This window comes from Shewanella canadensis (assembly GCF_003966225.1).
GTDB lineage: Bacteria > Pseudomonadota > Gammaproteobacteria > Enterobacterales > Shewanellaceae > Shewanella > Shewanella canadensis.
Window position 1 is genome coordinate 358,934 of record NZ_RXNU01000003.1, and the last position, 18,597, is coordinate 377,530.

General features: G+C 44.2%; 21 protein-coding genes. 5 read left to right on the forward strand and 16 right to left on the reverse strand.

Translation table 11 applies throughout. The features are described from left to right. Nucleotides 1-220: 220 nt before the first annotated feature. Complete coding sequence (locus EKG38_RS07720) at nt 221-739, reverse strand: GrpB family protein (protein WP_126519693.1); 519 nt, start codon at nt 737-739, stop codon at nt 221-223. A 104-nt stretch (nt 740-843) separates the two neighbouring features. Beyond that, a complete protein-coding gene (locus EKG38_RS07725) occupies nt 844-1,734 on the reverse strand; it encodes a LysR family transcriptional regulator (protein WP_126519694.1) in 891 nt (296 codons plus the stop codon). 152 nt (nt 1,735-1,886) lie between these two features. Between EKG38_RS07725 and EKG38_RS07730 the strand changes: the two genes are divergently transcribed. Both EKG38_RS07730 and EKG38_RS07735 read left to right on the forward strand, forming a co-directional pair. Next, nucleotides 1,887-2,411 carry an NAD(P)H-dependent oxidoreductase gene (locus tag EKG38_RS07730; protein ID WP_126519695.1) on the forward strand — a complete coding sequence of 175 codons (525 nt, stop codon included), beginning with the start codon at nt 1,887-1,889 and terminating at the stop codon, nt 2,409-2,411. 282 nt (nt 2,412-2,693) lie between these two features. After that, a complete protein-coding gene (locus EKG38_RS07735; RefSeq protein ID WP_126519696.1) occupies nt 2,694-3,431 on the forward strand; it encodes an SDR family NAD(P)-dependent oxidoreductase in 738 nt (245 codons plus the stop codon). A gap of 234 nt (nt 3,432-3,665) precedes the next feature. Here EKG38_RS07735 and EKG38_RS07740 read toward each other — a convergent pair whose 3' ends face one another. From EKG38_RS07740 to EKG38_RS07765, 6 genes are all read right to left on the reverse strand, one after another. After that, nucleotides 3,666-3,968 carry a helix-hairpin-helix domain-containing protein gene (locus tag EKG38_RS07740; protein WP_126519697.1) on the reverse strand — a complete coding sequence of 101 codons (303 nt, stop codon included), beginning with the start codon at nt 3,966-3,968 and terminating at the stop codon, nt 3,666-3,668. Between the two features lie 219 nt (nt 3,969-4,187). Beyond that, on the reverse strand, nt 4,188-4,658 hold the full coding sequence (locus EKG38_RS07745; RefSeq protein ID WP_185826810.1) for a hypothetical protein: 471 nt from the start codon (nt 4,656-4,658) through the stop codon (nt 4,188-4,190). Between the two features lie 463 nt (nt 4,659-5,121). Beyond that, the gene (locus tag EKG38_RS07750) at nt 5,122-5,637 is read right to left on the reverse strand and encodes a gamma-glutamylcyclotransferase family protein (RefSeq protein ID WP_126519699.1); all 516 of its coding nucleotides are present in this window, start codon (nt 5,635-5,637) and stop codon (nt 5,122-5,124) included. Between the two features lie 52 nt (nt 5,638-5,689). After that, on the reverse strand, nt 5,690-7,111 hold the full coding sequence (locus EKG38_RS07755) for a hypothetical protein (protein WP_126519700.1): 1,422 nt from the start codon (nt 7,109-7,111) through the stop codon (nt 5,690-5,692). 293 nt (nt 7,112-7,404) lie between these two features. Beyond that, nucleotides 7,405-7,752 carry a DOPA 4,5-dioxygenase family protein gene (locus tag EKG38_RS07760; RefSeq protein WP_126519701.1) on the reverse strand — a complete coding sequence of 116 codons (348 nt, stop codon included), beginning with the start codon at nt 7,750-7,752 and terminating at the stop codon, nt 7,405-7,407. A 21-nt stretch (nt 7,753-7,773) separates the two neighbouring features. Beyond that, a complete protein-coding gene (locus EKG38_RS07765) occupies nt 7,774-8,760 on the reverse strand; it encodes a helix-turn-helix transcriptional regulator (protein ID WP_246033113.1) in 987 nt (328 codons plus the stop codon). Nucleotides 8,761-8,914: 154 nt separating this feature from the next. Between EKG38_RS07765 and EKG38_RS07770 the strand changes: the two genes are divergently transcribed. The 3 genes from EKG38_RS07770 (at nt 8,915) to EKG38_RS07780 (ending at nt 11,356) form a co-directional block, all read left to right on the forward strand. After that, on the forward strand, nt 8,915-9,814 hold the full coding sequence (locus EKG38_RS07770) for an acetoacetate decarboxylase family protein (RefSeq protein WP_126519702.1): 900 nt from the start codon (nt 8,915-8,917) through the stop codon (nt 9,812-9,814). A gap of 2 nt (nt 9,815-9,816) precedes the next feature. After that, nucleotides 9,817-10,863, forward strand: a complete 1,047-nt coding sequence (locus EKG38_RS07775; protein ID WP_126519703.1) for a ketopantoate reductase family protein — start codon at nt 9,817-9,819, stop codon at nt 10,861-10,863. Between the two features lie 244 nt (nt 10,864-11,107). Then, a complete protein-coding gene (locus EKG38_RS07780) occupies nt 11,108-11,356 on the forward strand; it encodes a type 2 periplasmic-binding domain-containing protein (protein ID WP_126519704.1) in 249 nt (82 codons plus the stop codon). Nucleotides 11,357-11,453: 97 nt separating this feature from the next. Here the strand turns inward: EKG38_RS07780 and EKG38_RS07785 are convergent, their stop codons facing one another. From EKG38_RS07785 to EKG38_RS07820, 8 genes are all read right to left on the reverse strand, one after another. Beyond that, on the reverse strand, nt 11,454-12,509 hold the full coding sequence (locus EKG38_RS07785; RefSeq protein WP_221767751.1) for an alcohol dehydrogenase family protein: 1,056 nt from the start codon (nt 12,507-12,509) through the stop codon (nt 11,454-11,456). After that, nucleotides 12,509-13,027 carry a TetR/AcrR family transcriptional regulator gene (locus tag EKG38_RS07790; RefSeq protein ID WP_126519706.1) on the reverse strand — a complete coding sequence of 173 codons (519 nt, stop codon included), beginning with the start codon at nt 13,025-13,027 and terminating at the stop codon, nt 12,509-12,511. Before EKG38_RS07790 ends, EKG38_RS07785 begins: the two co-directional genes overlap by 1 nt. Nucleotides 13,028-13,306: 279 nt before the next feature. Further along, nucleotides 13,307-14,041, reverse strand: a complete 735-nt coding sequence (locus EKG38_RS07795; protein WP_126519707.1) for a transglutaminase-like domain-containing protein — start codon at nt 14,039-14,041, stop codon at nt 13,307-13,309. 69 nt (nt 14,042-14,110) lie between these two features. Then, a complete protein-coding gene (locus EKG38_RS07800) occupies nt 14,111-14,866 on the reverse strand; it encodes a helix-turn-helix transcriptional regulator (protein WP_126519843.1) in 756 nt (251 codons plus the stop codon). A 215-nt stretch (nt 14,867-15,081) separates the two neighbouring features. Then, the gene (locus EKG38_RS07805; RefSeq protein WP_126519708.1) at nt 15,082-15,498 is read right to left on the reverse strand and encodes a DUF2784 domain-containing protein; all 417 of its coding nucleotides are present in this window, start codon (nt 15,496-15,498) and stop codon (nt 15,082-15,084) included. 105 nt (nt 15,499-15,603) lie between these two features. After that, on the reverse strand, nt 15,604-16,053 hold the full coding sequence (locus EKG38_RS07810; protein ID WP_126519709.1) for a host attachment protein: 450 nt from the start codon (nt 16,051-16,053) through the stop codon (nt 15,604-15,606). A 228-nt stretch (nt 16,054-16,281) separates the two neighbouring features. After that, complete coding sequence (locus EKG38_RS07815) at nt 16,282-16,599, reverse strand: HPF/RaiA family ribosome-associated protein (RefSeq protein ID WP_126519710.1); 318 nt, start codon at nt 16,597-16,599, stop codon at nt 16,282-16,284. A 766-nt stretch (nt 16,600-17,365) separates the two neighbouring features. Then, the gene (locus EKG38_RS07820) at nt 17,366-18,340 is read right to left on the reverse strand and encodes a substrate-binding domain-containing protein (protein ID WP_126519711.1); all 975 of its coding nucleotides are present in this window, start codon (nt 18,338-18,340) and stop codon (nt 17,366-17,368) included. Nucleotides 18,341-18,597: the final 257 nt, after the last annotated feature.

The window sequence follows — 18,597 nt, forward strand, 5'->3', positions numbered from 1 at the left end:
ACGAGTCTCGAGCTATTTGCTATCGCTCTTTGGTTTTTAAGTGTAAAGGTCAATGGCTGCTTTGCAGTGATAACCCTGGATTAGGAACACCATAACGACACAATGTGCAGGAAATGAGGAAGGGGGCGAGACAAGAGAGTTATAAGTGGTAAGTAGTAAGGTTGATATGACCCCTGCAAAGTGGACACATCAGAGTGGGCTGCTCTGATATAAAATCTTGCTAGTTGCCAAACCACTGGAGAGCTAGTATTTCATGCTTTTGAATAAAATCATTTTTCAGCACCATATAAACATTAATATTATTACCGCTTTTGGAAACAGCCTGTTTTTTAATAGCAGCATATTCTGTAGCAATTGTAGGGTGTGCAATTAGGTACTCTTTAAATGCTCTATGTCGATGTAGGTGCAGGTCATTCGTTTGAAATGTATGAACATGATGAGTACGTTGGTTGCCACCTTTGTGAAAGTACCGTCTGCCAGAAATACCATTTTCACCTTTAATGTTATAACCAAGTGCTTTTAAGTTTTCATTTGCAGTATCTAATTCCTTAAGCTTGGTAACCTCAATTAAAATATCAATAACAGGCTTAGCTGCTAATCCAATGACAGATGTACTGCCAATATGCTCGATCTTAACAGCATTGATACCAATCGCCTTGGTGAGCAAGGCTCTTTCAGTTTCAAACGTTTTCTTCCAGTTTGGATCATAGTCAACAACTTCAAGAACTCTATTGCTCAAGTTAATCTCCTTTGGCAACAAACACCGCTTTGCCTGTCCATTGCCCAGCCTTGATATGAGTGCCGTTTTCACTCACATATTGATTCTTACCGGCTTTAGTATCATCACCGCTCATTTTTCAAATGTTCGATGAACAATCGAAGTGGCATCATGGCTCGATATTCCCTTGGGAAATAGATATTCATGCTTGGCAAAGGGGCCTGATGCTCTGTCAGGACCTCTACTAACCTTCCATCTGCCAAGGCATCGGTACAGTAATCACGAAAGGTAAAGGTCAGCCCAAGCCCCTGAAGTGCCAGATCGATCGTGGCAGGTGATGAATTGGCAATCAGGTTGCCGCGAACTTCGACCGGATAGACGCTATCTGGTCCGGTGAAGATCCAAGGCGCTAATTGTCCTGAACTTGGAAACCGATAGCGAAGGCAGTTGTGCTTCAACAGATCCTTTGGGTCGCATGGAACACCATGTGTCTCAAGGTATTCAGGGCTTGCCACTACAGCTGTTTTCAGTGGACCGCTCAGGTTGATCGCAACCATGTCCTGTGCAATCAAGCCACCAAGGCGGAACCCAGCGTGTAATCCCTCATCCAGAATATCCGACATAGCATCGGTCATAGACAATTCAACCTCGATCTCTGGGTAATTTTTCTGAAACGTAGCAAGTTTGTTTCGAACCAACAGAAAGTAAGCAAACTCGGGTATTGCGAGCTTCAGGGAACCACGCTCATCGTGCCCTGCGGTTTGCGCACTGTACAAACCTTCGCCTAGCTGCTCGAAGGCCGGTCCGGTACTGCGGGCCAGTGCCCGTCCAGCTTCGGTTAGGCTGATCGAACGGGTTGTTCGGATAAACAGCGCGGTGCCGAGCTGCTCTTCCAGTTTTTTTAATTGATGGCTTACGGTTGAAGGTTTAACCCCGAGCTCTCGGGCCGCACCGCGCAGGCTCTTTTGGCACGCAATGGCGTTGAATACTTCAAGGGTGGAAAGGGGTAGTCGCATTGGTAGATTTCATTCACTAGAGAGGTTGATAATCGGTATATTGTTTACTTTAGTGAACCTAATTAAAGTAAGCAACAAGTAAACGACATATTTTAATCATCGTGGCGAACAACATCACCGCCACGAGGAAACACAACAGTGAGGCCTGCTTTATGGATATCCTTGTGCTAACCGCTCATCCAGATCTTTCTACCTCCACCGCCAATCGAAAGTGGTTTGAAGCCCTGTCAGATTTTGATGGGATCATCACCCGCGACCTGACGGCCGTAGGGGGGCCGGAAATGAGCTTTAATCCATCTGTTGAGCAGGCGCTTCTTGAGCAGGCAGATCGCGTGGTGTTGCAGTTCCCGTTCTACTGGTACTCTTCACCGCCGGTCCTCAAGGCTTGGATCGACCAGGTGCTACTCTTTGGTTTTGCCTATGGCCCCGATGGCAACAATCTGCGGGGAAAGGAGTTGGTGCTTGCAATCTCTACCGGAGGTCCGGCCGAAAGCTTTCAGCCTGGCGCATTTAACAGCTTTACCATGCCTGAACTTCTGACGCCCTTTCAGCAGACCGCATTGATGATCGGTATGAGCTATCTGCCGCCATTTGTACTTCATAGCGCGATGAGCAGAGACCAAACCAGACTCGATGCCAGTGTTCTCGCATTGATTTCCCATGTGACCAGTCCATGACTTAACTACAACGCCAAACAGCCAAACTCTGAATCACGGCAGTGATAAACGTCACAATCACTACAGGAAATCAAGTGAAGCCAATCATTCCACTTACGAGTGAAGGTTAAATAGAAATTCAAGATCTTATGGGGGTTTCACCCCCGCAAGTTGGCGTCTGAAAGTCCACAAGTTCGATTTGCGTTGGTGACGTCAACAGTACAAATGTGTGTTAGTCAGGGCACTAGCAAGCGCCTGCCTGGCAATTAAATCACCCGGTTACATAACTATCAGGAAAACCAAATGGAAAATTTTGACAACAAAGTGGTACTAATCACAGGTGGCGGAACAGGAATTGGGAAAGCCACGGCATCGGCCTTTATCGCCAAAGGGGCAACGGTGGTTATCACTGGTCGAAGACAGTCCGTTCTTGAGGAAACAAGCCAGGAATTGGGGCCGCAGGCCTACCCCATAGTCGGAGATGTCAGCAAGAAAGGGGACCCCGCTCGAATTGTTGAGCAAATCATCAGCAAATTCGGACGACTGGATGTTCTGGTGAATAACGCCGGAACCGGGAAGATGGGCCCGCTATCTGAAACGAGTGATGAAGATATTGAGAGCATTTACCGAACCAACGTGTTTGCGCCTCTGGCCCTTGTCCGCGAGGCAACAGTCCATCTTGCCAATAGTAAGGGGGTGGTGGTCAATATTTCATCCGTTGCGGCACAAGGCATGATGCCAGCCGTCGCGGCCTACGCGTCATCCAAGGCGGCCGTGGAGCATGCGACCAGACTACTCGCTGCTGAACTCGGCCCAATGGGGATAAGGGTCAATGCAGTCGCACCGGGTCTTACAAACACAGATATAGCAGCCGATGTTAAATCAAATGAAGAGATGCTGGGAATGATAATTGCTCAAACTCCGATGGGTCGCCTTGGCGAACCCAAAGACATTGCAAACGCGGTTCTATTAATGTCCGGCAGCGGTGCCGGGTGGATCACCGGGCAATCTGTGCAAGCCGGAGGCGGATTTTTGCTATAGAGCGTACTGAGATGAATCTTACTCTCAAATGATCCCGGTATTCATTTAGTTGAAAGCCCATAGTTGAAAACCCAAATTTAGGGTTTTCAACGGCCCCGGCTTTGAGCACTATTCAGGGTTCTACCTGATATGCTTCATTAGTATGAACACCTACTCAAATGGTGAGTAATAGTTGGCTAAAATAAGTGACGAAGTTGAAAAAACCAACTGTTATTTGTCCTTTTTAGTGACTTATTAGGCGATATCCTGCTTCGAAGCTTGCACTATCTTACGCTCCGCCGTGTACTCCCACCAAACCTTTGGTTCATCACCATTGATAAAGCATGTAACTGAAATAAACACATCAATGACACACGGATCATGTCTGCTACCTGTTAAAATGCAGAGCCTCTCGTACATTTCATACGGGTCCTGCCCCATGAGATCATTGGGTTTCTCTATACCAAGTAACTCAAGGTCAGCGGCGCCGGCCCTACCTATATTTGGAAGATCTGTAAGCTTCCTAATATTTTCACGGACAACTTTACTCGGATTCATGATTCGCCTAACGCCGCAAACAACAGCGCTTAGGTTTGGCGATGTTTTTGCTGGCTTTTGATTTTAGCAAAAACAATGACGAGCCGTTATGCGTCTGCTAACTTTGCTTTGTTATGTGCGTGCTACTTGGCCGTAGCATTTAGCGGCATGGCTTGGTTATGCTTTTATTTTGTCTATTTCCAATCCATGCAAGCACAAGGAAAAGTTGTAGGTTTACACCTACTCTATGATAAGATCCTTAATTATTTGTACTTCTGCACAAGTTCCATCATCCTTCCATTTTGCACACTCCCAAAAATGGTCATTCCAAATGACTTTCTCAGGATTCCACTTTCGGTTTTTATTAAAAACACACGTACAAGGTTCATCATCCGTATCTTCACCTATCTTGCTTTCATTAACTCTGGCTGATAGTGGCTGAGCAGGATTCTTTGTTTTTGTGAGTTGTTGTTTTAGTGTATCAAGCTCCTGCTTCAGAGAGCCTATATTTTTTTCTTGATGCCTAAAGTTCAAGATAGCCTTTTCTATTGACTCTTTACTGTCGTGCAGATCAAGTAGCTCCGCATTTAGCTCAACTTCTTTGGCCTTAATTTTTGCTTCCAGTTCAGGCATGCTAGTATCCGATGCCGATAATATAGGGGAAGCAAAAGCCAAAAACACTATGATGATCATTCTAAGTCCAAAAAACATAATTTTCTCTCAGTAAAAAGTCGATAGAACGTCTGTTCAACACGTTTATTATGTAGACCATACCTGAATTTGACGCCTTAAAACGAGAAACACTCGGCAAACTGAGAACGCCGAGTGTAATAAATGCCATATCAACGCTTAGAGCTATAACGATGATTGTTCATGAGCCGTAGGTCTCGTGAAACTGCTTATTCTCACTTTTAATTCTTTAATGTCGGAGAGAGGAGGTTATCGCTACTTTGAACAGCGAGTTTACTTGCCATATCATTGGCATGCCCTTGGGGCTTATTAGATGCTCCCTGCGGGTGAGGGAAGCATCGTCTTCTTACAAATGAACAGGCTGTTTCTTGTACTATGGCTTGTCACTGTTGCTTGATGCTATTACTTGATAGTTACCGCCTATGTTATTGACGCTTTAGCGTTTAGCTATATGAATTTACTCCTGAAACAAAGCTAAAAAAGGTTACGATCCCAGTTGAAGACTCTGTAAATGGTAGATTGCGCGTTGCTCTGAATCTCGATTTTTATCCGGGTCTTCTATGCACTCTATAGACTCAATCACTGCAAGATATTGAGTCGGTACGTTTGTCTCTTTCGCACCAATAACAACATGATTCAGATACCAGGAAAAAGGCTGTAATGATGAGTCTGTTTTAGTTGCACAGTATGTAAATACTTCAAAGATATCGCCAGCGTCATTTTGTACGTTGACGGTTTTTTCACCGTAGCCATAGCCTAAGCCTTCAGCTCTATCTAACGCTTCTTTTTCATCTTCATTGATTTCAAAAATAGCTCCTATGACCACATCGTCAATATTATTCGTGCGAAAAGCGTCGCACTTTCCAGAGCCATCTTTACCAATTTTATGAAAACGTAACTCATGCGCTTTAAGAACAAAAACACCAACCTTTTCAACACTTGGCACACGTTGTCGTAATCTCAAAAGTGACATATTTGAGCTATATGCAAAATACTTCACGGTACCTCCAAAGCCGGGCACCAGGTCAGACAGTCTGTCAGCGGGAAATCAGCTACACAATACGATCGCCGATAGGACTATTTGGGTCATCCTGTGACTTTTTAATTGATACCCCGTTTACACTGTCTACACCTTCGTTATCGAAGTGGCTTGTGATCATGAGTATTCCCAGTTCACCGGCGCGGGGACGGAAGATGATGCCGTTATTCCAGACCGAGGTAATAATGCCGTTGGACTCCATTATGGGAAAGTGCAGTTTTGGATTGAGTGTCCGGCGACCTTCTCTGTCTTTCCCTTCACTCTCTCCACTGTCTTCTCGATCTTCAGCTTTACCTTGCAAGACGAGCTCACGGTAAAAGGTAGCCCAGTTGGTGATGAGCGCGCTCTTGTTGTGCAGTAGGGTCAAGAACTCCGGGATCTCGGTGGCAGGCGTTCCCGCCCGATGGGCGCGGAAGGTGCCGTCAACATTGCGGATGGATTGGCGGATGAGGGCCGGGTTTTCTATATCGCCTCTGAAATAGGGGACGTTGGCTTCGTAATTACCTGCGTGTTGCTCGTTCAGCCCCTGAATGGATGGCTGTCGGCTGCGGAAATTGGCCAACATGATGTTCAAGTCTGCTCGCATCTCGCGAAAGAACCATGAGCTGATAATATCGTTACTCGAGATAAAGGGGGCTACATGTTCCTGCTTTGCTTTGGCTTTTTGCCGTGACAGCCATTCTGGCTCTATTTGGTGAATAGCGACATTTTGTGGTCGGCGGCGAGTTATCTTTGCGCCCAGATAATCTCCCATGATCCCAAGAGCCACACCGGGTGACCTGAACAGGGCACTCTCTTGCTCACCAACGACCTGCGTTTTGGCTGCTTCAAAACCGTCCACCCGCACCGGGTCGAGCGCCTCTATGTCAGTGTCGGCGCTTAACATGCCATACAATTTATAATAGGTGTGACCGTCTCCTAAGGTGTGATTCATAGAGACGACCAGCGCGAAACCAGCTTCAGTCATAGCCTGTTGCAGAGGCATGGGAGAGTCGGTATCTGTAGCTTCCGCTTTGACAGGAATCACCGCCACCTTAAACAGGGCCTCATCTTTATCGGTGGCAGGCTTTGAGCGCGCGCACTGCACAGGCAGCAATGCTTTTACCATTTCTTCATAGGGCATGGAAAGTGAAATGCTGGCATCTTCTGGTGCATATACAGTCAGATGTTGATCTATGCTGGCCTCAGGATCAAAGCTCTCGTTATAAGCGAGTGCAACCACGCCATTTTCGGTGCACTTCTTTACAATTCGGGATGTGAGCCAAGGATTTTTGTCCAACATCATCGCCAGACGCCGCCGTAGAAACTCAACCGGAGGAGCGCCTTCAAACAAGGTGAGGGTAGTCACAGGTGGCAGGTGCAGATTTTCAATTTCCCATTGGGTCAAGTTCAACGTTTCTCTGCCGTCGGGCTTAGCATGTTCATCCTTGTTCATTTGATACTCCCATCTGTAATTATTGAATGAGGAACTGTTGATTGAGGAACAGTTTTTTAGATTCAGTCGTTTCACATCCATTCTTAAAAGCCCTGCTGCTAATACTTGGTCATGTAACGCTAAATCAGATGCAAGAGGGCGTTTAGCAAACTCGATTTAGACACCTTACAACACAAAAAACGCTATAAACCAAGGTTGCCGCACACTTTCTCCTCATGATTCGCTTTCTTCTTAATCAACTTTTTTCTTAGTAACTTTCTTCATAATCGAAGGCTAGTAATCTTGATGTGCTTTTACTCTGAGGTGAATATCGATAATTTCAGCGTCAACGCCTGACCGAGCCAACTCGCATACTCGGTATGGTCCTTGAGGTCATCACCCGTCACCGGATGTAACAGCACCGATAAACCATTACGATGCTTGTCGATCCAAGGCAGGAACATATCGAACTCCTCACTGGTAAATGCGATCTCGAAACTCCATTTAGGATGCGGTCCGACTAACTTTGTATGCAAGTTACCGACGTACAAACCAAGTTGAGTATAGATCATGCATCTCAGTTCAATCGCGCGATCCATTGAGGTCTCATCGAAATACAGATGAGCGTGGTAATTCGAATGTATATTGGCTGGGAATGTCATAAAAATAATCCATTAATCTGCTTACTTGTTATCAACCAATTGCGCTAGCTCAGTACGACTGGTGATCGCTAATTTATCGTAAACACGATAGAGGTGATTCGACACAGTTGAAGGTGCCAAACTTAAGAGTTTAGCCACTTCTTTAAACGACAATCCCTTGCATATCTGCTCAACAATTTGCTGCTCCCGGCTACTGAGGAGATCAAGCGGACCTAATGGTCGTAAATTGACGACTACTAAATCACCCAAGGGTTTAAAAGATATTGCCAGTTTATTTATTTCCAGTGTTACAGGATCACTGTCAGGTGAAAGTTGAGGCATATCAAAAGGTAAAATCGTCGCCGCTCTTTCAGGGAAGTATTCATTGAGCAAGCTAACAAAACGCGGTTGAACTTCATGGAAACAGCCCAGGCGATCACAAATCGCCGAGGCTGCTTGTTGTGATGGTGATTGCGGTAAGTCGGCATGCAAATGAAGGAAAAAAGCATGTGAAGCCGCTGAGACTAAATGAAAAGTAAGATGCTGTTGTAATTCTTGCTCGGCTTGAGTGAACACCTGCTCGCGGTCAAAGCGGTACAAACTTAATAGGGAATATAAACCATTTTTATCTAAATGACCGGTAGCCAAAATACGTTCAATACCATAAGGCTGAAACAATCGTGTATATAAACTTGATTGGTAAAACATCTCATCACTAATTACATCCGACATATCGATCGGCTTGCTTAAGTTTTTGATAACCTGCTCTTTAATGGGGTTGATTTCAATGGTCTCAGTTAAGCGCTGAGCATAGTGTTCATCTAAACCAAGATGGTCGGCATAATGGAAATGTATACTTGCCTGGTTACCCGTCCCCCAAAATGCGGCGTCAAAATCAATCACCTGCGATAATTGCTCAAGCGCCCAAACACGATATTGATTTGGCGCAATACGCGCTGCAGAACGATAAAGGTGACTAATGAATTCATCTATATTAGCTGAACTTTCAACTTTCCTGTTGCCCATCATTTTCTTAAGTTAGCCCCATTGATAATCATAATTGTTGTGTAAATGACGCCCTCTGGCTGATAGATAATAGAGGTTATTAGGTCATATTTACTATGTATCACTTAAATTTCTTTTGCCAATATACAAGTATCCGTTTGAGCACTGAATAGAACTTATGAAACCTAATACTAATATCAAACCCGGTTTGCTTAACAATGAAATACAGTTTGCCGACCCTTTTTTTAAACAATTTACCCTGCGTAGCAATAAACAACCACTTAAGCTGACAGACGAAATCAGTAAAGACTACCAATTCCCAACATTTTATGGTGATGCCAGTTGTAGCATCGGGGTATTTTTATGTGACTATAAACAAGCACAGGCAATGTTACCTCACCCTAAAATGAAACCCGTCGCCATGCCAAAAGGCCGCGCTTTAGTCACATTTTCTTGTTACGAGTACCGTAATGTATTAGGCGTTGCCCCATACAACGAAGTAGCGATGACCATTCCGGTGATGATAGATCCAACAATAAACATACCGGTATTACCCATGGTAATGGATGGTTTTAGTAAGTTTGGCTATTACGTTTTTCATATGCCAGTCACCTCTTTAGAAAACCGCATTCGCGGTAACAGCATTTGGGGTTTACCTAAAGTCGTCGATACCATTGAAATTAATGTTAAAGGCGATATTGCCAAAACCACGGTAAATGATGAGCAGGGTAACGAATACTTTTCTTTGAAAGTACCCACCACAGGTAAGGCAACAAATTTTGATGTCAGTTCTAATTTATACTCCAAATTAAATAATCAGTTGCTACAAAGTCCAACGCAATTTAAAGCCTCTTTTACCGTTAATAAATATATGGATCGGCTATGGAAAAAAGGTGGAAAAGATCCCGGCGTATTAACTTTGGGCACCGGGCCATATGCTGCGATGTTACGCAAACTTGAAATTGAACCCCAGCCGTTTCAGTTTCGTCATACCCATCATATGAATGCTTGTTTTGATCTTCCTAACGAGCATTATCAAGCACCTTTTATCTTTAACAGTGAACAAAAAGGAGCATAAGAATGGTTAAAGCATTAGCAGATCAAACCATATTATTAGTTGGAGCCGGAGCGGTCGGAGCAAGCATTGCGGCGTGGCTAGCACCAAAATATGAGCACTTTTATGTGCTTGATCAAGGAGAAACGTTAGCAACTATCAGGCAAAGTGGTGTCTCCTCTTATCTACAACATCAAAAAGAGGTCAAAGCACAAACGGTCGTTAAAACCGTCGACAGTTTTCAGGACTGTCCCAAGCCCGATATTATTTTACTCTGTGTCAAAAATTATAGTTTGGCGGGTTTATCTCAAGCCATAATTAGCGCCTGTGGTGAAGAGTTTGCTCAACAGGTATTGGTGGTTGGTTTGCAAAATGGTGTAGTAAATCAAAAAATACTGCCACTATACTTTTCTAACATTGTATACGGCATAATTAGCTTCAATGCCTGGCTGGATTCTCCCGCAGTGGTTGGTTATCAAAGCAAAGGACCTTTTATTTTTGGCCGGCCTGACAATTGTCAGCAAAACAACATTGATTTGATTACTGCGTTATTTAATCAAGGAGTTGAGGCGCTTGCCAGTGAACATTTTCAAGATGCCGCCTTATCAAAAATGGTCATCAATCTAACCAACTCATTTACCACCTTAGTAGGACTCGGTTATAGAGAAATTGACAATCAGTCTTTATTTCAAAAAATACTCAGTCAGTTAACCTATGAGGGAGTAAAAATAGCAAAAGCATCCGGGCATAACGAATGCAAAGTGGGCGACATTCCCAGTTGGTTTATCATCAGTGCCAGCGCAAATTTACCCCAATTTTTAACACGAAAAGTATTTGAAAAAAATATCAAGAAGATGGTGGTTAGCAGCATGGCACAAGACATCATACAAAATGGCCGTAGCGATAATGAACTTGCCGATATTAATGGTCATATGCTGGCGTTAGCCGAAAAACACCAAGTTGATGCACCGTTCAACAAAGCCTTGTATCTACTGTGCCAGTCAGCGTTTAGTCAAGCGGATTTTAGCCCGCTCAGTGTTACCGATGTTTGGCAGCAGATGAATTTACACTAAGGCTGGAGGTTCTCAATCTGCAAATATAATAAGTGGGTCAGCGTTGTATTACAGACTATTTATAACGTTATGCCAACCACGAACTCGCGACAGCGATTGAGCCAGCTATTGAGGCTGCTATAGAAACAGGGAAGGTGGATATTACCCGGTTAAAGGAAATCAGACAGTTGGTACCGGAGGATTGCATCACCTCGGATATGCAATCTGAGGTGGTATTGTCGCCCATTACCAACGAATAGAAAACATGAGTGTGTTAAAAGCCTTGCTGGAAATTAATGAAGGCTGGACCTTATTGCCAAAAAGCCTGGTTCATGATGAATTGAAAACGGGAACGCTGGTAAAGTTAGACGTCAAAGAGTTGAACCAACCGGTATGTTTCCCGTTAAGTCTGTGGTCGTTTAAGTCCAAATGTCCAACGCCCGTCAGACAAGCATTGATGCAGAGTATTTGCCAAATCACAAATGGACTCGTCAACAAGTATCAGCAAATTTAATTGCTTATATGGATGGCGGCTAAGCTCTGGTATTGTAATTCATCAGAGGTCGTCATCATTTACCGGGACGCTGAAGCTTGCTTTCGTTAACTCCTCGTTATTGCTCTGATACCTTTAGGACCATTTTACCTACATGTTTCTTTTTCAAGAAAATATCTTGAGCCTTATTTATCTCTTTCAGTGGGAAAGTTTGCGCAACGATTGGGGTAATTTTATGTTGCTCGATGCAGTTAACTAAGTTTTGGAATACTTCAGGCTCAAGCACAGTGCAGCCGAAAAAGCTTAAATCTTTCAGATAAAGTGTTCTGACATCCAACTCAACCAAGGCTCCGCCAATCGCACCAGACACAGCGTATCGGCCGCCAGGTCTTAACAGTCGTAAAAACTGAGGCCACTGTTTTCCTGTGACTAGATCGATAACTACATCAATACTGTTTTCACCTAGCGCTTCGACTAAGTCAGCATCTCGCGATATTACTTGGTCAGCTCCCAGTTCCAGCAGCTGTCGGTTTTTACTTGGGCTGGTAATGGCGATAACATGCGCTCCGCGAGCTTTGGCAAGCTGAATGGCTGCCGAGCCAACACCGCCAGAGGCACCAGATATCAACACTTTGTCAAGTGACGTGACGTTCGCTCGGGTAAGCATATTCTCTGCTGTTGAATAAGAGCAAGGAAATGAAGCCAGTTCGATGTCAGACAGAGGGCTATTCACCGCATAGGCATGCTTGGCAGCGACCACCGTGTATTGTGCAAATCCTCCATCACATTCAGAGCCATAGTACCAAGGTGAGTTAAGTGGCTGGCTGTTGGATTCGCTAAGGCAAGGCTCGATCAGAACTCGTTCCCCGATACGTTTTGTACTGACGTTATCACCTACGGCAACGATAGTGCCACAGACATCTGCTCCTTGAATGCGAGGGAAAACTAGGGTGTTACCAGACCAGCTTGCATCAGAGCTACTGCCATCGTTTTTCGAGTACCAGGCTATTCTGGTATTGATGTCGGTATTGTTCACTCCAGCGGCCGAGACGCGGATCAGCACTTCATTTGGAGTTGGCGTTGGGACTGGAATATCATCACGGTATTGGAGCATTTCCGGGCCACCATGACCGATAAGCTGAATGCCCATCATGGTCTTTGGAATAGTTGTCATCATAAATCTTCCTCTAAAAGTTGTAATATCGCCTTTTGAGCTGATGTTACCGCCTCTTTACCCAGTAAGGGCCATGCGCTCGATACACCTTCATGCAGTAAAAACAGAGCCGTAGAAAGATCTTCTCTCTGGCTTTGCAGGCCTAAGAACTGGCGAACTTGTTCTTTATGTTCTTTAACTGCCTTACTGATAAGTGGATTGTCGGGAAAGGCTGCAATAGCGTTCATAGACAGACAACCGTGCGGCGCATATTCCTTCATCCATTGTTCAAGTTTATTAAAAATATGCAAAACAGACTCAACACCATTGGATGGCGACTCGTTAAGCAGAAAGGTGAGGTATCTTTGATGACGATACTCCAGCGCACCGACTATCATCGCTTCTTTGGATGGATAGTATTTGTATAGAGTTCGCAGGCTTACGTTACACGCTGTCTTTAGCTGAGCAACGCTCGGCTCGGCGAAACCATATTTACTGAACGCCTCTTCAAGACTAGCGGCTATTTGTTCTCTAAGCATAATCGACCTATGGGAAGAATACTTGCTCTACCAATAGGGTAGAGCGTTCATTCTACCCTTGTCAATACATTGTGTTAGATAGTAGTAGTGTGCGGTTGAGTTTGGCTTGCTTTTTTGGGGGTTCCCAGAGCAACTGAACATGAACTCTCATGAGAAAATTAAGTCGGAATCGATATGAACAGGATGTGAGTGAGCAATGGTTGTAACAGGAATAGGGGCTGATTCGGCTTAGAATGCTCACTCTAAGCCGTAGATGGACAGTTAAACATACGAGATTGTTTAAATTGCCTTTGTATTAGCGATTCCGCTTGTGCGAATTTTATTAACATTAAAATTCATTAAGTAACGTAGTACATAGCGAAACATCACTTTTTTTATACCAGACAAATTACTGCCATGTCTTGAATAGAACTCATCTGGCTGAGTGAATACACCAAAGTCATCGGCAATACCTTCGCTCTGTATATAGGTATCTTGCCCATTCCAATCGATATCGGGATTAGATAAGCATTTGGTCGAAATACCGTACCCTGAAAAAGATTCACTTTGGTTGGCAAAACGAGTTTGAACTTGCTTCAAGTAATCTTTATCCAAGATGTACCCCTCTAAGTTAATCCAGCGTCCATCTTGATAAACTTCCACCCAGCTATGAATAATACGTGCGGGTGCAACCATAAAAAGGTAGTCCGGGATCGCCCCTCGCTGTAAATCATTATAGATAGTAAAGCCATGGAAACGGGTAGATACACCTACGGCGCGAAGCAGTGCCATTAATAATGTTCCCTTGGTATTACATTGCCCGTAACCATCTTTTAATACTAGGCTGGCGGCTAAACGATCATCCTTGTTATAGCCAAAACGTATCTCATCTCGTACATAATGATAAATGGCACCAATAGCGTCATATTGAGACAAGTTCTTCCATTTTCTTTGAGCAACCAGATCTTGTATGTGGGGGTGATTGAAATCCAGCATCGACGTTGCTTGCAGATAATCTTTTGATAACTCGTTCATAGGTAACTCCTCACATTGAATATGTGAACAGAGTAACCAAGGCGCTAATTCAAAACTTGAATAAACTGGCTAACCTTGTCGAAAAATAGCGTTTGCCTGGCGAATAGTCATTCCAAAAGTCTTTCTAAACGTGCGGCTTAAATGTGCGCTGTCTGAGAACCCTGCTAAATGAGCGGCATCTGTCGCTGAGTCTCCATTTAATATCGCCCTTACGGCACATATCATTCGACACCACAGCAGATATGGTCGCCAAGGGATGCCCAGCTCTTCACTGAATAAGTGGAGAAAACGACTCTCCGATAGAGCGAGTGATTGAGCAACCTCAGACGCCCGCCAATTGTTAGGTTTGATACACTGACCATCCAGGCATTGGTGTAGTTCAAGCAATAGCTTCTTAATTCGACTATCCACTACTTGGGTTTCATTTTTGAGAGGGAATTGATTTGAAAGCTCTAACTCTTTGAATAGCGGGGAAAGTAGTACAGTTAAGTCATCTGTTTGTTCCGATTGTTTATCAGAGTGTTTAAAAGCCGATAAAGATGAGCTGAATCCCCTTGAAGGCTGACCTGCTAATTTTTGAGATAGTGCGACGCCTAACTCACTACTGGGTTCGACCAACAAGATCCAACCTTCATCCATTTGTAATTGATGCTCTACGTTAGAACCGATTAATATCGGTGTTGATATCTGCTTGTCATCTAGTTTGCAACAATTACCATCTCTGGGCCAGATTAGCTGAATAGCATGGTGGCGATGAGGGGAGGCGTCTATAGATGAGCCATATATGATCACGATACCAGCCTTGGCCCAAACATTAGACTTCATCACTTTTCGTCCCTTTAACATTTGACACTTTGTGCAGGTATTCTACCGGATTTCTCTTTTTAGATTGTACTCTTAACCACTTCATAGCAACGCTTGCCTTGAAAACAGGGTAAAGGCCGTTCCTACAACGAAATCGAACATGTAATCGAACATGTAATCGAACATGTAATTTACTATAAATAAGTGGCTTGGGCTTGTTCAACTCTGAATAAAGCCTAGTTAGGTGGTACATGATTTCCGCGCGTAGTAAACGAACGCGGACGTACCCAAAACCAACAAGCCAAAACAAGTAATCCAAATGTGGTGTAGCAAACGATAAACACCCACTCAGGAGCCTGATAATATAAAACTTCGGTTAGCCAATGAGATACAAATGAACCTGCATACACAGCATCGCCAGCCTTAGAACGGAGCGCCATTTCCCAACTTGTGAGCGGGCAAATCACGCCAAACCATGACTGGAACACGACAACCGCAAGACTCGTGATGTGGGCCACACGAAACCATGGATTTCTAACCCAGGACCACGAAAATAGCTTTCCGGTTAAGATCAGAAGCAGACCGAATATAACGAATCCAACAAAAATAACATGAGTAAAGAGCAAAGTTTCCGCTGCAAATATATAGAGCACCTTCAGTCCCCCCTAGCCACCTGCTTTTTATTGATACCTCCGGCTACCCGATTAAATTTTTTGGCTCCGCTGTATATGCATTAATAAAAACATGGGTTAGCCGACTTATGTGGTCAGGTGGGGCAGAATAGTGGGCAGGTGTCCTCTAATCGAGTTAACGTCCTGCTCAACGATATCTTTGTCGATCTCCAACGTAATAACCTTAGCGACGTTACTGCTCATCTCCTTGCGCAAGTGCCCAAGGAACGTCGGTGCGGCAACAACAATCAGTTGACTGAATTTCTGCGAATAATGTGCCGCCTCTAGGTATTTACAGAGCTCTCTGGCAAATTTGACCGCCTCATACTCTTTGGGAGCGGTTTTCCCACCAACAGAGTGGTGGCTATCAGTTGCACCACCTGCCTGACTTCCTGGCAGATCGGAGGTTAGCTTCTGTTCGTGCTGCTGTGCCTCGGGATGGATCATGTCTTCAATTTCACTTAATGCAGATTTTGTTGTTTCTGCGTTAAATAGACGTGCATGCGCGCTATCGGCTACCAAAATCCAACTGCTCATTATATCTCTCCCGGTAAGTTTATAATTAATAACCTATCCAAATTTAAAATTAGACAATTCGAGTCACCTATATTGTAGGCAATATCGGTCAGCTCGCCAGAGGCATACAGTCTGAATTATTCTTTATCAGTAAACTAAGCTTTCGGATAAGAAAAAGTATGAGAGGGGATAACACTCTTTGTGCCGTTGCTTGTTAGGCTTAAGCATGGGTCACCAAAGGGCTCGCTGTTACCACTTGCCATGCTTAACCAACTCTGTCTCTAGCAAATTAACCATTTGTTGGGACGCATCTGCAACCGCTTCCTCAATCGTTTCCGCCTGTTCGCTGATTGCAATTGGGTGTTCCCCGGCAAGCCTAACCTCCAGTAAACAGCGCTTGTCCGTCATTCCGGACTTGGCCGAGCTGTCCTCGTCACTTAAATGTACTTCAATGCGCGTTATATGATCACTGAAACGGCTTAGATCGGATCTCAAAACATCTTCGATACTTTGAGCAAGTGCTTCTCGTCCGGAGATGTTCTTATCTGTATTGACCTGGATTTGCATGACAATGTTCTCTTGTAATTTGAGTTTACGGTAGGCCTAACGCTTTACTATAGTGCGCATGCCGTTTTCTAACCCTATTGTCCAAACCTGTACAACTCTAAATATCTGAAATGCACAATATTATATTAGGTCACAAGTGAAAAATGCGCATAGTTTAGTGAGTTATTCCTTATAAACGCGCTCAAATAAATACGATTGCATAAGTTCACTGATAGATAAGGTTCCAATGCACGCTCAAAACCTATTAGATACAACAGAGGGAGGATATCTGTCTGTTTCATCGTCAGCGGTTCTACAGAACTTTACTCATTAGTTATTGTATGACAAATCCACAACGGTGCTTCAGGAATATACAAGAGTGGTCACACGAAAGGAGGTGTGAACGTGTTACATGAGATCCGTAACACGCTCATGGACAAAAGCTTGTTTGCTTGTCGGATAACAAGCTTGAAGTATCTTTTATTGGTTCTTTGGGCTGATTGGGTATAGGCATATGTGTTTGAAGCTTGTTCCTTCAATTTTGTTTATCGCTTGCAGCGTGCTTTAGTGCAAGTAATTTCTCGGTACGCTGTGAATATCCCTATACGCTCTACGGTTTCATCCATGAAACCGAAGTCCTCGAACTCACTCGCACCTGAGTTATTTGTTTCTTCGATTTGGGTTTACAAGTGCTCTCAAACTCGTTTCAGGACAAAACCTACTTAGGACAGAAGCGCTAAGAAGATTATCTAGAATAAGAAAATCTTCTTGAAGTGTTCAATCAAACTTAATTAGCTCCGATCCCTTTGACCTGTACCTTTGACCCTGACCCTGTTGTTGAGCTTTCATTGAGTGAAATTACTTGCTGGAAGCTGGAACGAAGAATCTTTTCCAGCGAATTCATGGCCGGGTGCTGATACCAGGTGCGGTGATATATAAAGCCATATTCGTATTCTATCGGATGACCATCGTTAGTGACTGGCCGCCAAGTTAATCCTCTACGTCGATATTCGGGATAAGCATTAGAAGCAAATACCAGATAATTGAACCGTTCGGCACAGCTCAGGGCTGCATGCATTGAGGGAACGGTAATGGCGGATTTCAGTGTTACTCCATGCCGTTCAATCACAGTATTTTCTTGGTTTTGAACGTTCGCCCCGGGATCGAGCAGGGCTACCTGAACCTTCTCCAGTTGGCCGATATCTATGCTGTCAAATTTGGCCAGAGGGTTGTCTGGGCGCAGGTACACCCCAATAGTTACCGAGCCTAAGCGGCGCTGAATGATGTTACCCGAGCAGTCAAAGGGAAAGCTATTAATACCTATTGCAAAGTCGCCTGAGTCCAGGTTTGGCATATTATCAATAGGCCATACATGACTCTTCAACTCCAGTTGACAGTCCTGCTCTTGTAATCCAGCCATAAGTCCAACGGTCACGGGCTCACTTAAATAAGTGGGGGCAAAGATGCTCAGGGTACCTTTCAATTTTCCCAAGGGACTGTCACTGGTTTTACACAGACAATCCTCAATGCCGGACAATAAAGGAAAAACTCTACTCATTAAGTCTTTCGCTAATGCAGTCGAGTGATACTGGCCATTGCTCAGAATAAACAGCTCATTATCGAAGTGACTGCGCAGCTGTGCCAGTCCCCGGTTCAGTGTTGAGCGGCTTATTCCCAAATGATTGATGATAGTGCTTGCAGTTTTATACTTGTCAATAATGAGTAAATACCGGAGAAGATTCAGATCTAAAGGTTGAGTCATTTTCTTTCGCCCCGTTGCTTAGGTACCACTGTCATCGGTGAATTGCCGATAATATTCAGTACGTGAGGTTGGGGTTCCACAATGTTGCGCTCTGGCTAACATCGTATGGTCGGCACGGCTCGTGTCTTTCATTGCATAATGTCCTCTTTGATTACTACTACTCACCCTTGGTAAGTTCACCTTTGGCATAGTGCTTTATTATTATATTTAGAGACTATTTTGAGTTTTCCGGTTGGGTTTCAGTTAGCTGGTGTACA